Annotated in this window: 14 protein-coding genes; 3 read left to right on the top strand and 11 right to left on the bottom strand. The window is 26.6% G+C overall.

Features of this window, described 5'->3' with window-relative positions; all coding sequences use genetic code 11:
• Nucleotides 1-17: 17 nt before the first annotated feature.
• A complete protein-coding gene (locus tag ACYUDJ_RS00470) occupies nucleotides 18-965 on the bottom strand; it encodes a TDT family transporter (RefSeq protein ID WP_003486452.1) in 948 nt (315 codons plus the stop codon).
• Nucleotides 966-1,198: 233 nt separating this feature from the next.
• Between ACYUDJ_RS00470 and ACYUDJ_RS00465 the strand changes: the two genes are divergently transcribed.
• Nucleotides 1,199-1,687 (top strand): C-GCAxxG-C-C family protein, encoded by a 489-nt coding sequence (locus ACYUDJ_RS00465; protein WP_042385158.1) that lies wholly within the window; start codon nucleotides 1,199-1,201, stop codon nucleotides 1,685-1,687.
• 252 nt (nucleotides 1,688-1,939) lie between these two features.
• Here the strand turns inward: ACYUDJ_RS00465 and ACYUDJ_RS00460 are convergent, their stop codons facing one another.
• Complete coding sequence (locus tag ACYUDJ_RS00460; RefSeq protein WP_003486455.1) at nucleotides 1,940-2,650, bottom strand: FadR/GntR family transcriptional regulator; 711 nt, start codon at nucleotides 2,648-2,650, stop codon at nucleotides 1,940-1,942.
• A 513-nt stretch (nucleotides 2,651-3,163) separates the two neighbouring features.
• Here ACYUDJ_RS00460 and ACYUDJ_RS00455 point away from each other — a divergent pair.
• Nucleotides 3,164-4,120: an L-lactate dehydrogenase gene (locus tag ACYUDJ_RS00455; RefSeq protein WP_003486457.1), complete on the top strand. Its 957-nt coding sequence runs from the start codon at nucleotides 3,164-3,166 to the stop codon at nucleotides 4,118-4,120.
• Nucleotides 4,121-4,345: 225 nt separating this feature from the next.
• Here the strand turns inward: ACYUDJ_RS00455 and ACYUDJ_RS00450 are convergent, their stop codons facing one another.
• From ACYUDJ_RS00450 to ACYUDJ_RS00415, 8 genes are all read right to left on the bottom strand, one after another.
• Nucleotides 4,346-5,707 carry an ABC transporter substrate-binding protein gene (locus ACYUDJ_RS00450; RefSeq protein WP_003486459.1) on the bottom strand — a complete coding sequence of 454 codons (1,362 nt, stop codon included), beginning with the start codon at nucleotides 5,705-5,707 and terminating at the stop codon, nucleotides 4,346-4,348.
• A 45-nt stretch (nucleotides 5,708-5,752) separates the two neighbouring features.
• Nucleotides 5,753-6,577, bottom strand: coding sequence for a carbohydrate ABC transporter permease (locus ACYUDJ_RS00445; RefSeq protein WP_042385162.1), 825 nt, complete (start codon nucleotides 6,575-6,577; stop codon nucleotides 5,753-5,755).
• A gap of 35 nt (nucleotides 6,578-6,612) precedes the next feature.
• A complete protein-coding gene (locus tag ACYUDJ_RS00440) occupies nucleotides 6,613-7,506 on the bottom strand; it encodes a carbohydrate ABC transporter permease (RefSeq protein WP_042385164.1) in 894 nt (297 codons plus the stop codon).
• On the bottom strand, nucleotides 7,499-8,596 hold the full coding sequence (locus ACYUDJ_RS00435) for an ABC transporter ATP-binding protein (RefSeq protein ID WP_003486464.1): 1,098 nt from the start codon (nucleotides 8,594-8,596) through the stop codon (nucleotides 7,499-7,501). Before ACYUDJ_RS00435 ends, ACYUDJ_RS00440 begins: the two co-directional genes overlap by 8 nt.
• Nucleotides 8,597-8,608: 12 nt before the next feature.
• Nucleotides 8,609-9,160, bottom strand: a complete 552-nt coding sequence (locus tag ACYUDJ_RS00430; RefSeq protein ID WP_043031852.1) for a CD3072 family TudS-related putative desulfidase — start codon at nucleotides 9,158-9,160, stop codon at nucleotides 8,609-8,611.
• Between the two features lie 360 nt (nucleotides 9,161-9,520).
• Nucleotides 9,521-10,144 carry a TetR/AcrR family transcriptional regulator gene (locus tag ACYUDJ_RS00425; protein WP_003486467.1) on the bottom strand — a complete coding sequence of 208 codons (624 nt, stop codon included), beginning with the start codon at nucleotides 10,142-10,144 and terminating at the stop codon, nucleotides 9,521-9,523.
• A gap of 11 nt (nucleotides 10,145-10,155) precedes the next feature.
• Entirely contained in the window at nucleotides 10,156-12,369 is a 2,214-nt protein-coding gene (locus ACYUDJ_RS00420) for an ABC transporter permease (RefSeq protein ID WP_043031851.1), read from the bottom strand.
• Complete coding sequence (locus tag ACYUDJ_RS00415; RefSeq protein WP_042385170.1) at nucleotides 12,370-13,068, bottom strand: ABC transporter ATP-binding protein; 699 nt, start codon at nucleotides 13,066-13,068, stop codon at nucleotides 12,370-12,372.
• 269 nt (nucleotides 13,069-13,337) lie between these two features.
• Between ACYUDJ_RS00415 and ACYUDJ_RS00410 the strand changes: the two genes are divergently transcribed.
• Nucleotides 13,338-13,829 carry a prolyl-tRNA synthetase associated domain-containing protein gene (locus ACYUDJ_RS00410; protein WP_003486470.1) on the top strand — a complete coding sequence of 164 codons (492 nt, stop codon included), beginning with the start codon at nucleotides 13,338-13,340 and terminating at the stop codon, nucleotides 13,827-13,829.
• Between the two features lie 62 nt (nucleotides 13,830-13,891).
• On the opposite strand, the gene ACYUDJ_RS00405 is transcribed toward ACYUDJ_RS00410, so the two are convergent.
• Entirely contained in the window at nucleotides 13,892-15,028 is a 1,137-nt protein-coding gene (locus ACYUDJ_RS00405; protein WP_043031850.1) for an aldo/keto reductase, read from the bottom strand.
• Nucleotides 15,029-15,069: the final 41 nt, after the last annotated feature.

The following is a 15,069-nucleotide window of genomic DNA, read 5'->3' as shown; positions in this document are numbered from 1 at the left end:
ATTTTTATAACTCCTTATTAATTGCCCTTATTAATACTAATGCAATCATGTTTTTCAGGTAAAAGAAATTGAATATATCTAATTAATACATATAGTGTTATGGCAACAGCTAATACTTCCTGTAATTTCACTAAATATTTTAATAAAGGAATAGCTTGTCCAGACTTAGTTAAAAATCCATTTGTAAGTTTTATTGATATTCCGCTTATTACAAGTGGAAATGTAAATCCTGAATAACTTGGATAAAACTTTAATTTTAAAAGCTTAAATAACATAATAATAACTGCTATATACATAATAATGGATAACACCATTAAAAACCAAGCCATTGTCATGTTTTTTGTTTGAAATGATTTCATATATCCTGCTAATAATAAACTTGCAGGTGCTGCAAATATTGCGATAGTTGGCAATGTTTGCTCTGGCATTCCCTTTACTTTTACAACCCTATAGATAACTATTGGTAAAAGTATTAAATAAGTTACAAGCCCAAACCAAAAGGCTATTCTTCCTACATTTCCCATCTTATAAACTGGTGCTGTTACACTTGTAACTACTATACCAACATAAACTATAAACCAAGATGGGAATACTTGTTTAATCTTAAAATTAAAAACAAATTTCTTTGTAAACCATAATATTAATATAATATGTAAAACAATTCCTATAATCCACATTATATAAGCAAAGGATGCTGCATATGGAGTACAATAAGTTGATAATAACATAATTCCCATTGACAATGTTGGGAATACACTAGCTACCACTGGATTATCCAAACTTTCTGCTACACCTTTGGGATACTTCACAATCTTTACGAGCATTAAAATAAGTAATATAGCTGATATTATTCCAAATATACTACGATATATTTCTCCATAGGATTGAACAAGATTTCCTGTCGCTGCCAACCCTAACATAAGTCCCACAATAGGAACTGGATATTTCTTTAAAAATTCGTTCAATTAAGATCGCCTCCTTGTATTTTAAAGTTTTTATAAGTTTATTAAATGCACATAAAAGTATATCATAGCTCTAAATATGATTCTTTAGTTATTTGTTTTTTTTATAATTAATCATTTAATTATAATATTTATTTATTGGTAAGTTTAAAATACATAACTTATAATAAAAGTTGCGTATTTAATTTAAATTATAATATTAGTAAGTTTTTATAAGTATGTAGGAGGAATATGTGATGGATTTAATTAACACAAAAGAATTTACAAAAGAAGAACTTCTTGATAAAGTACAAGCTGTAGCTGAAAATTACTTTAGAAGCGGTACTTTTTTTTGCAGTGAGGCAGTAGTTCAAACAATTAATGAAGTATTAGGGAAACCATATGATGAAAGCATAGTTAAAATGGCAAGTGGATTTCCTATAGGCCTTGGTAAATCAGGATGTCTATGTGGTGCAGTATCAGGTGGACAAATGGCTCTAGGTATGATATATGGTAGAGTTGAAGGTGAGTCTATGGATGAAAAGATGTTTAAAAAATCTAGCAGCCTTCATGACTATATCAAAAATGAATACAAATCAACTTGTTGTAGAGTAATAACAAGAGAATGGGCTGGAGATAACTTTAAAAGTCCAGAAAGAAAAAATCACTGCATAACAATCACTGGAAAAGTTGCAAGATGGGTTGCAAATGAACTTATTGAAGACGAACATATTAAAGTAAAATAATAATATAAATTTCCAAATATACAAGCACTTATAAATTGTGAATAGCTTACATAGAATATAACTATCTTTACTTATTCTTATATTTTATGTATATTTTCTAAAACTAGCACCAATAATATACATGAGTAAGGAAAACAATAGAAAGAACTTTAATTTTAGCTATATGTTAAATTAGAGTTCTTTTTTTATTATGTTTTTAGTGAACTAACTTTTTTCTTTAAAATGAAAAAGCACTATATAATCCATAGTACTTTAAGTAATGATTTCTATTTCTTTTTTCATTTGGCTGTTAACGTATTGTAAGTGAGATAACATAGCTTTTTCAGCAGCTATTGGATCATGATCCTTTAATGCTGACAAAATATCCCTGTGCTGCTTTATAAGCATATCCGTATTTTCCTTTTTTGTTATTACATTCTTTCTTATGTCTTTAATAAAAGCTTCAATTAAAAATGATATAGCATTTAATATGCTTAGTATAAGAAAATTTTTAGAAGCTTGGGCTATCTTATAATGAAAAGCTATATCTACATCTACTAACTGATATTTAAAATCTGATTTTAAAGAATCTTCAACAAGAAGTTCCATTTCTTCTAATTCCTCATCAGTTATTCTTTCAGCAGCTAATACAACAGATCCTCTTTCAATAATTTGCCTAAGTTCTAATATTTCATCTGGATTACTTTCTTTTAATAAAAATATAGTGGACAATGGTTTTAATAAGTTATTTTCAAAACTACTTTTTACAAAGTTTCCGTCCCCTTGTCTTGATTCTATAAGTCCCATAATTTCTAACTCTCTAAGGGCTTCTCTTATAGAAGTTCTACTAATTTGTAGGCTTTCTGCCATTTCCCTCTCAGAAGGAAGTTTATCTCCCTTTTTAAAAGTACCTTCAACAATCATTTCTTTAATTTGTTCTATAGCTTTTTCGTAAACTCTTGTATTTTTTATAGGACTAAACATAATTATTCATCCCTTCTTAAAAGTAAAAATATAATAAGTTTTTTATAAACTTAACTATTGTATATTAAAATTTACATAACATTAACCTTGGTTACTACTTATTTGTGAACATATTCACAAAAATTCTAATATATTATAAAAATATAAACTTTATTTCAATCAAATATTAATTACTTTCATTAAGATTATACTCTAAGTTTCAATTTTATGTCAAGTATGACCAATTTCTTAACATTATTGTATATAACAAAATATTTTTAGAATTACGGCTACCATACAAATATATAAGTATATAATATTTAAGAAAATTAACCAATACTAATTACTATTTTTTATATTTAGCTGTAAATCATTATAATATCATATAATGTTAATTAATTAACTATCCTGGCAATCTATAATATTATATGATATTATAAACATGTGATTATTGGTACTACCACTAAACCAAAATACCATTAATCCACTAAAACTAATTTATATTAACTTAAAATTTTTAGGGGGTAATTTAAAATGATAAAAAAAAGAAATACTACTAAAATATCCGTTATAGGAGCAGGTTCAGTAGGTGCCACCACTGCTTATGCATTAATGCTATCAGGTGTTGCTACAGAAATAGTATTAGTAGATGTTAATAAAGCAAAAACTGAAGGGGAAGCTATGGATTTATCCCATGGAGCAGATTTTGTAAAACCTGTAAATATACTAAGTGGAGATTATAAAGATACTGAAGGTTCAGATATTGTTGTTATTACAGCTGGTGCAGCACAAAAAGTAGGTGAAACAAGACTTCAACTTATAAATAAAAATATTAATATATTTAAAGCAATAATTCCGGAAGTGGTAAAATATAATAAAGATGCTATTTTATTAGTAGTTTCAAATCCTGTAGATGTATTAAGTTATGTAACTTATAAACTATCAGGCTTCCCTAAAGAAAGAGTTATAGGTTCAGGTACAGTCTTAGATACATCAAGACTTAAACACGAAATAGGGAAAAGATATAATATAGATCCAAGAAACGTAAATACTTATATAATGGGGGAACATGGAGATTCAGAAATCGCCACTTGGAGTGTAACTAATATTCAAAATATCAAAATTGATGAATATGCTAATAAAGAAAATCTTGAATATAATAATAACTTTAGAAAAGAAGTTTATGAAAATGTTAAAAATGCTGCTTACGAAGTTATAAATAGAAAAGGTGCTACTTTCTATGCTATAGCTTTAGCAGTAACACGTATTGTAAAAGCTATATTAGGAGATGAAAAAACTATATTACCAGTTTCTACTTTAGTAGAAAATTACTATGGAATTGAAGATGTTTACTTAGGAATGCCATGTATCGTAGGTGGATCAGGTGTTGAAAAAGCATTAAGTATAGATTTAAGTAAAACAGAAGCAGATAAACTAATTAAATCTGCCAATACTTTAAAAGATACTTTAACTAATGCATCTGGTCTATAGTTTTTACATAAGATAAATATTAGTATTAAAATTACCCTATAGATAGGTTTTAATATATTCCCCTTTAAGATAGACAGATTTTTATTTTTTAGTATGTGTATCTTAAAGAGACTATATCATTATCCACTCTATAGGGTAAATTTTTAGAATTTATGATTTTTTATTATAATTTCTTCATTCTTTTATATTATCCAAAATAAGTACTATAACTGTTAATTTTTATGCCTATTTTCCAAAAGCTTTTTTAGCTTCATCTAACTCTTGTCTTGCTTTCTTTTCTGCATCACCTAAAGCTTGTTTTGAATCTTTCTTTCCATCTATTATCTCATCTAAAGCTTTAGCCATATTATCATGTATAGCATATCCATTTAATACTTTAGGATCACAGTAACCATAATCAAATTCTTTAACGGCTTCTCCCTTTGCTGGATTTTCTTTTTCTACATAATCTTTAAATTCTTTTGAATCTGCAACAGATTTTCTAAGTGGTAAATAACCTGACTTAGTAGCCCACTTTGTTTGACTTTCTTTTTCCATAAAGAATTTTAAATATTCAAAGGCTGCTAGTTTCTCTTCTGATGAAGGAGTATTAAATATTGCTACATCTGTACCTGAAAATAATGCTGCTTTTTTCTTTCCTTCTGGTAGCACTGCAGTTTTAAAGTTTATATTGTTTCCTTTACAAGCCTTTATTATATCTGGTAAGGCTGATATTGAAGAAATTCCCATAGCTGCTTCTCCTCTACTAAAAGCACCAGTCATATATTTTTCTTCAGTGGCTATTTTAGCATTACCTGATTTAACTAATCCTGATAAAAAATCAAAGGCTTCTACTCCCTCTTTTGAATTGAAAAGAAGTTTATCATTGGCTTCATCTATTAAATGTCCACCTGCTTGTTCTACCCAAAAACTTGAATCTATTCCTACAGATGAATTTAATCCTAAGCCGTATATATCATTTTTCCCATCACCATTAGTATCTACAGTTAATTTTTTAGAAGCTTCCTTTAACTCATCCCAATTAGTTGGAACTTTTACATTATATTTTTTTAGCAACTCTTCATTGTAAAAAAGAAGATATGTACCTTTATTAAATGGAAGTGAATAATGTTTATCATTCCACATGCCATTATCTCTTACAAATTCTGGAATATCATTCCATACATCCTTTTTAAATCCTATTTTTTCATTTTCAATATAAGGATTTAAATTTTCTACTAAATCATTCATAACATAAGCTGTCAATCTATTTGGATATATCATAGTTAATGCTGGTAATTTTTTAGATTTAGCAGCACCATCTAATTTTGAAAATAATTCTTTATAATGACCTTGGTATACTAATTTTACTGTTATCTTATCCTTATTTTTTTTATTAAATTCCTCTGTTATATCTTTTAGTGCAGCTTCGTTCTCACCATTCATAGCATGCCAAAATTCAATTGTAACAGGTTCTTTTATCTCTGTTGCTATTGTGGTTTTTGACTCTTCCTTTTTTGATGCATCTTCCTTATTGCTACCACAGGCTGCTAACCCAAAGGTTAATGTAACTACTGTGATAAGAGCTGTTAATTTTTTAAATTTCATTTTATCCCCTCCAACTTATTTATATTAAATTTATTTAAAAACAAATTATCCCTTTATTCCAGATTTGGTCATACCAGATATTATATATTTTTGTAGTACAAAATAAACTATAAGTATTGGAATTATTATCATAGTAGCTGCAGCCATTAATAAATGATAGTCCGCTCCAGCCTCTGATGTAAATGTCATAAGCCCTACTGGAAGTGTTCTCATATTTGGTATATTAGTTACAATAAGTGGCCATAAAAATTCATTCCAGCTGTTTATAATTCTAAGTAATGCTATAGTTATTAAAGCTGGCTTTGATAAAGGAACCATTATGGTCCACAAGAATTTAAAATCACTGCACCCATCTATTTTTGCTGCTCTATAAAGAGGTTCTGGTATAGTAAAGAAAAATTGTCTTAATAAAAATATAGAAAATACACTTACAATCCAGGGTATTATTAAGGCTTCATAGCTATTCATCCAACCTACCTTGGATATAGTTATGTAATTAGGTATTAATATAACCTCTCCTGGTATCATCATAGTTCCAATAAATATAGAAAATATTACATCCCTGCCCCAAAACTTAACTTTTGAAAAAGCAAATGCTGCTAAAATAGTAGTAATAAGAGTTCCTAAAGTTATACCTAAAGTTATAAACACACTATTTAAAAAATATTTTAGTAAAGGTATTTTACTTTGAACCTCTCCATAATTTTTCCACATTATTTTAGATGGTATCAATTTAGGTGGCATTAAAAATATTTCATTAAAGGGCTTTAATGATGTACTTATCATCCACAGGAAAGGTAACAAAGTAATAATACATCCTAATACTAATATAATATAAATCAAAGATTTCTTTAAAATATTTTTTGTCATAATATAATCTCCTTGCATAATATGCTCTAGATAATTTAATGATATTCTACTTTTTTCTTTCCTATATAAAATTGAATAAAATTAAATAGGCTTATTATTATAAAAAGAACAAATACTGCAGCAGATGCAATGCCATATTGATACTGATTATAAAATTTGTTGTATATGTAATATACCATAGTAAGACAGCTATTCAATGGTCCAGGTTGCTTATCAAACAAGGCAAATATTTCTCCAAAAATCTTAAAAGAGCTTATCAAAGTCATTATGCATACAAAAAATATAGTTGGTGATAAAAGCGGTACAGTTATATTTTTGATCCTTTCCCACTTATTAGCTCCATCTAATTTAGCTGCTAAATTATACTGCTCATCTATATTTTGAAGTCCTGCTAAAAATATGACTATATTATAACCAAGACTTTTCCATACACTTAATATAATTAAACTAGGCATAGCCCATTTAGGATCTGAAAGCCACTTAACAGGAGATAATCCTATTGCTTGTAATAGATAATTTATAATTCCATGATCTGCATGATACATCCATCTCCAAACCATAGATATGGCTACTGTTGATGTTATAAAGGGTATAAAATATACAGTTCTAAAAAAACCTCTAAATTTTATATTTGAATTTAGTAAAATAGCAATTATCAATGATAAAATAATAGATATAGGCATAACATAAAGCACATATATAAAAGTATTTTTCATAGCTGTTAAAAATTCTTTATCACTAAATATGTAATAAAAATTATCTAATCCCCTAGCATAAACTATATCCTTATAGTAGTTATAACGAGTATAAAAACTCATATCAAAGGATTTTATTATAGGATAAATATTAAAAATTAAGAGTAGTACAAAAGCTGGTGCTATATACATAATACCTTTTACAAAGGATTTTAAATTTTTATTATTATTCACTTTCTTCACCTTTAATTAATAGATTTTTTTCATCTTCAAAACTAAAAAAATGTATCTTATATTTTTTTATATTTAGATATACTGTTTTCTCATTTTTATTTAAATTTTCATAGGGTATTATGCATCTTATATAATCATTACCTACTTTTACTTTTATTATAGTATCTCTTCCTATCATTTCTGCCATTTCTATAGTGCCTTTTATAGTAGACCTATCCTTTTCTCCTAGTATAAAATCTTCACATCTTATGGCAATTTTATATGTACCATCTTCTATATTTTTATCTTTAATAAAATCATCTAAATGTAATATAGTTTTACCTTCAAAAACTTTTAAAAAATTACTATTTTTATCTACTTCACCATCTAAAATATTTATAGGAGGATTTCCTAAAAATTTAGCCACAAATAAATTATTAGGTTTTATATATAGGTTTTCTGGTTTATCATATTGTTGAAGTTCCCCTTTTTTTAATAAGGCAATTTTATCTGACATTGTCATAGCCTCTTCTTGATCATGGGTAACAAATATAGTAGTTATATTTAATTCTTTTTGTATTCTCCTTATTTCTTCCCTCATTTCAATCCTAAGCCTGGCATCTAAATTAGACAAAGGTTCATCTAACAATAGTATTTCTGGCTCTTTAACCAAAGCTCTTGCTATAGCCACTCTTTGTTGTTGTCCCCCTGATAGTTGTGAAGGTTTTCTTTCTAACAAATCTTCTATCTTAACCAATTTAGCTATACTTTCTACTTTTTCCTTTGCTTCTTTAGATTTAATCTTTTTCATTTTTAAAGGAAATTCTATATTCTTATATACAGTCATATGAGGATATAGAGCATAATTTTGAAAAACCATGCCTATATTTCTTTTTTCTGGCTCTAAATTATCTATAATCCTATCATTAAAATATATATTCCCTTTAGTAGGCTTGTACAATCCAGCTATAGTATATAATGTAGTGCTTTTACCACATCCACTTGGCCCTAATAATGTTACAATAGTCCCTTCCTCTATATCTAAATTTAAATTCTTTACAGCAGTAACCTCTTTGAATTTTATGGTAAGATTTTCAATTTTCAAATTCATTTTAACACCGTCCTACAGAAAGAGTTCATATATACCCTCTATATTTTTTTCGTCTAATCCTATGATATTAATATTTAACTGTTTTTCTTCTAATATTTTTTTTATTTCTTCCATAAATATTCCTCTTTCATTTACCCTTTTTATGGTTCCTATAATGCTTTGTAGCTCGTTATTAGACGAAAGTTCTCCTCCCCATTTACCTACACAGGTTTTATTTACACCACAGGTTGGACTTCCTTCTATTCCTACAATCCCTAAAATTTCATAATCATTATTAATATACTCTTCCATTTGCTCTAAATATATCGAAAATAATTCTCTACAATGTTTTCTAAAATGGGGGGTATCAAATTGATCTTTTACATGTCCCCATCTTTTAATCCCATAGCAAGTTAATTCAGGACAGGGAAGTTGAATAATTGATATATTATTATCCATAAGTAACTTTAGTAAATTTTTTATTTTCTCATCTTTTTCTCTATTCTTTTCTTCTCCATAATATTTCACTTTAGAACTTTTATTTAATATACAATGAGATAAAAATATTATTTTTTCTTTTTCCATTATATCTCCTTCTTATCCATATATACTATTTTGTATAAAAAATTACTAATATTCCATTTTAAATCAAACTTCATTATATAATAGTGGCATTTTCTAATCAAATAGATAAAATTTATAATTTTGTTTATAACTATTTGTTTTATTTATACTATTAAATGTTATTAAATTTCATATAAAAATAAATTATATAAGTTATATCTCGTATAACATAACAAAGGCTCTCTCAAAATAAAATAGATTTAATTTTAACACCTCAAATATAAAAAATTCAATCTATAAACTAACTCATTTCCTAATTTTTTATATTTGTTATATTAAAATTAAATCTATTTCTAGTCATCATTTTGTATAATTAATAAACTATCTATAAAAACCAGCCTTTAATATATCCACGTATTCTTCTATCTCTTTTCTAATATTATCCTTATTTATTTGTAATAGTGGCTTATTTATATTAAGAACTATATATTCTTCACCATATTTCTCTAATGTCCACATTAGTATTTTTAAACACTTCTGTATATCAATATTCTCTTTAAATTTGGAATAATCTATATTGGATAAAAAATTTTCATAGGCTTCTTTTGTTTCCTTTGATTGGATTTTTTCTAAAGTAGATTTTATATCTTTAGGCATATTCAATATAGATTTTATAAATAGCATAAATATACTAGGATACTTTTCTATAAGGTTCATTTTTATCATAGTCCATTTTTTTACTCGTTCTAGAATATCCCTTTCCTCTGTATCTACCTTCATATATAACTCTTCTTTCAAAAACTTAAAATAATAGTTATATACATATATAAATAATCCCTTTTTATTACAAAAGTAATGAAACAAAAGCCCCTTTGATACGCCTGCTTTTTCTACTATTTTATTTGTAGAAGCCTTTTCATATCCCCTTGTAGCAAACTCTTCTAAAGCAGCTTTTAGTATAGCTTCTTTTTTATCTTCCGGTATATTCTTTAAATTGTCATCCATAAAATCTTCTCCTATTCAGCCTTCATAAAATCTACCATAGATATAGTTAGAATTTTTTTCTTAGATAATATTTTTGATATTTCATAGGTTAAATATATTATTACAAAACCTATTATAGTATACTTTAATGAAATATTCATAGGTATTGAAAAATTAATATCCTTTGCTACCTTTTTCATAAGCTGTCCCATAGAAATTTTTAATATAGGTATAGAAAATAAATAACCTATTATAACAGGAATTTTTCCTGTATTTAATATTAAAGAATTTATTTCTTGCTCTTTATATCCTAATATTTTTAGCATAGATATATTACCTTTGTTTTCTTCTACGATTATAGAAGTTATAACATATATTACGATTAAAGCGATTATAATCGCAAAAACTGCCATAATAGTAAGGGAATATTTCATAGGCTCTGTCATAGATTTAAAGGCTTCTTCAATTTCTTTTTTACTTTCTACCTTAAATATTAAGTTTTCATCTATATCTAATTTTTCTTTTGAATATAATCCTATATAACTATTTTTTTCATAATTCATCATAGTATTAAATTCATCAAGAGGTATATATATACTTTTAGTAACATAATTATCTGCTATTTCATCTATATTTATAAAAAATCCTTTATCCTTATAAGTATTATATATTTTTATTCTATCCCCTTTATCAATATTTAATTTTTCTGCTAATGCTTTAGTTATTATAATTTTATTGAACTGTATTTTTTCTCCTTTCGAATCCTTTAAATTTATAAGTTGTGTATCTTTTTCTATACCATATATAGGTATAGGTTCTTTGTCATTATCTACTTTAAAAGAGGATAGATTATATTTTTCCCCAGTATAGTTTTTTTCACTTTGAATATTTTTCAAAATATAATTATACTCATATTGGTTTATATTTCTTTGAGCCTTTAGTAAAGAATCCATGGAATCTTTACTCATAAACCCCATAAGCAAAAACATGGAAGCTATTATTATACCCACTAATAATATAATAGTTCTTCCCACATTTCTTGTAATCTCTCTTATTTTAAACTTATTTTCAAATTTAAATCTATAAAGTTTTAAGCTTTTTTCTAATTTGTTTACTTTCCCTTTATTTTTGAAACCTTTCATAAGATTAACAGGAGACATTTTTAAAACTTTTAATAGTACAATAAGTGAGGTTGAACTCAAGAAGAATAAGGGTATTATTAGACTTAAAATAATATAACTTACACTATAATTTTCTTTTATTAAAGGTATATTGAAATAACTTAGCATAAACTGGCTTAGAGGTTTCGAAAAAAATAGCCCCAATATGGTACCTATTACTCCTCCTATAATAGCAATTATAATAGGATAATTCATATAATGCTTTAATATTTCACCTTTCTTATAACCTAAGGCATATAAAGTCCCTATCTGTTTTAAATCTATTTTTATCATTCTCCATATCACTATGGATAAAAGAACAGAGGTTAACAAAATTATAACCATAGGAAGAGTTATCGCCATGATTATAGAACTATCTAACTTAGTTTTTACAAAGGAATATCTTACATTATTTTCCCTTTCTATGTAGGATAATATATTATAGTTTTTTTCTATATATTTTCTAAATTGCTTTTCATTATTTTCTTTAAACACTGTGTGGTAAAAGGTTTTTATTCCCTTTAACTCTTCCATATTATTCTCTGACATAGAAGCTATGCCAAAATTTTTAGCGTTCCATATAAGATCTGTTTCAGATTTTAGAGGATAAATATAATCTGGCAATGCAAAAAATCCAACTACTTTAAACTCTTTTCCTTGTATTTTTATTTTATCTTTTAATTTTATATTTTTCTCCTTTGAAAAGGATGGATCTAAGAGTATCTCATTTTTATTTATTATATCTCTTCCCTGTATAATATAAGACTTATTTATTTTAGATGTTTTACTAAATATTCTTAAGGTAGTATTATCATCCAAGCTATAATCCATTTCATACCTTTTTTCAAGGTATATATTAAATTTTTCTTCTAATTTTTCTATATTATCTATAGATTTATTAACCATGATTTTAGCAGAATCTAAATTATAATCCTCAACAAACTCTTTAAAATTTTTATCTATATTTCTAAAAGCCACATTAAAAGAGGAAAAGAGTATACAACTTAGTAAAACTAATAAAGTACACCCTATATAAGAACCTCTATTGGATTTTATAACTCTTTTAATTCTTTTAGATAGAATCATCTACCACACCACCTTTTCCGCTGGAATTTTTTCTTTATTATTTATAAATTCAGAAATTCCTCCATCTCTAATCTTTATTATCTTGTCACTTATAGAAGCTATAGGTTCATTGTGAGTTACTATTAAAATTGTAGTCTTAAATTCCTTATTTATTTCCTCTAATAATTTTAGTATTTCCTTTGATGTTGTATAATCTAAAGCACCTGTAGGTTCATCACATAAAAGTAATTCTGGATTTTTTATAATAGCTCTAGCTATGGAAACCCTTTGTTGTTCTCCCCCACTTAATTCCTGTGGAAACTTATCTTTCTTATCATATAAATGAACTTTCTCTAATATTTCTTTAATATCCCTAGGATTATGGCTTATATTAGAGGCTACTTCTATATTTTCCCATACCGTAAGATTTGGTATTAAATTATAAAATTGAAACACAAATCCTAATTTTTCTCTTCTATATAAAGTAAGCTCCTGATCTTTAAGATCACTTATAATATTATCCTTTAAAATAAACTGACCCTTATCTGCCTTATCTATGCCACCTATTATATTTAATAAAGTAGATTTTCCTGACCCAGAAGGTCCCAAAATGGTAACAATATTCCCCTTTTCTATTTCTAAATTTATATCTTTAAGCACCCAAAATTCTCTACCTGCTATATTAAATTTTTTCCCTATATTCTTTAATGAAAGATACATAACTAACATCTCCCCTTTTTATTTTAACTACATATTACCACCTATTGACCACGGGGTCAATATTTTTTAGTTTTAATACAAATACATTAATTTAATAATTTTTAGTGATAAAACAAATTTAGTTCTCCTTAGAATTCAGAAAATATAAAATATAATGAAATTATTTCTAAAATACATTATAATAAAGTCTAAGCAATAAACATTTCAAAAAATAAATACTAAGGACTTTTACATAATCCTTAAGAAAATTTCATAGGAAGGTGAAATAAATGAACAAAGGTAAAGAAAAAATATACAATATTTTAGATGAGCTAAATATTAAATATATTAAGCATGAACATGAGGCAGTTTATACAATAAAAGAGGTAAATAATTTGCAATTAGATATAGAAGGGCAACATTGCAAAAACTTATTTCTTAGAAATAGAAAAGGAAATATACATTACCTTCTTATTTTGTGTGATGAAAAAATGGCAGATTTAAAGGCTTTGGCAAAGGAAATAGGAAGCACACCTCTTTCCATGGCATCAGAAGAAAGGCTTTATAAACATTTAGGGCTTACTCCTGGAAGTGTTACTCCATTTGGGCTTATGAATAATTCTGATAAAAAAGTAAAGGTACTTCTAGATAAGGATTTAAAGCATGATGGTAAAATTAATTTTCATCCTAATACAAATACAGCTACTCTTACTATTGATTATGAGGATTTTTATAAATTTTTACAATGGACTGGAAATGAAATTAAAGAGGTAAATATTTAAAAATAGAAGTGCTCTTAAAAAAAGTAACAAAGCAAGAACCTTAACAAATTGAAAACAATTTGTTAAGGTTCAAAGGTTTTAACCACTTCCTCTAACATATTTCTTATTTTAATATTCTGAGGACAGGCTTCTTCACATTTTCCACATTTCCTACAGTTTGAAGATTTTTCATTTTTATTTAAGTAACTTACATATTTTTTCTTTTGTTTTTTCACATCACTATAAATTGAAGCCATATTTAAGTACTTAAAGTTTTTAGGTATATTTACTCCAAAGGGACATGGCATACAGTATCTACAATTTGTACAATCAACCTTTATTCTACTTATATATATTTCTTTAACTTTATCAATTAATTCAAGCTCTTTTTCTGTTAAAGAATTTGCATATCCGTTGTTAGATTCTTTTATGTTTTCTTCTATGTGAGCCATTTTTTCCATACCACTTAAAACTACAGTTATTTCTGGATAATTCCATAAGAATCTAAATCCCCACTGAGCAGGACTTCTCTTAATACGAGCTTTATTCCATAGTTTCTTAACATCATCTGGAACTACTCTTGCTAAGTTTCCACCTCTTAAAGGTTCCATTATTACAACTGCAAGACCTTTTTGTGAAGCATATTTAAGCCCTTTTGTACCTGCTTGATAATTTTCATCTATAAAATTATATTGAATTTGACAAAAACTCCAATCATAAGCGTCTACTATTTCCTTAAACAAAGATAATTCATCATGAAAAGAAAAACCTGCATATTTTATTCTTCCATCTTCTATAGCTTTATCTAAAAACTCAAATACATTATGCTTCTTTAAATTTTCCCAATCTTCCTTATTGAGAGCATGCAAAAGATAAAAATCTATATGATCTGTTTGTAATTTTTCTAACTGCTCATTTAAATATTTATCCATATCCTCTCTACTTTTTATAAGCCAGGAAGGAAGTTTAGTAGCTAATTTTATCCTTTCTCTATATCCATCTTTAAGAGCCTTTCCTACTAAAAATTCACTGGCACCTTCATGATATGGATAAGCTGTATCTATATAGTTAACCCCTTTATCAATAGCATATCTTATTTGTCTTATAGCTTTCTTCTCATCAATTTTAGCTGGATCATCATCTATTACTGGAAGTCTCATACATCCAAATCCTAATATAGAAACCTCTTCATCGGTTTTTCCAAATTTTCTATATAACATTTTCATCCCCCTTTAGATTTTTTCAACTTGTCTATTAAAAA

This window comes from Clostridium sp. CTA-6 (assembly GCF_054768115.1).
The sequence above is the reverse complement of the archived record's forward strand: the minus strand, read 5'-3'. Positions and strand labels throughout refer to the sequence as shown.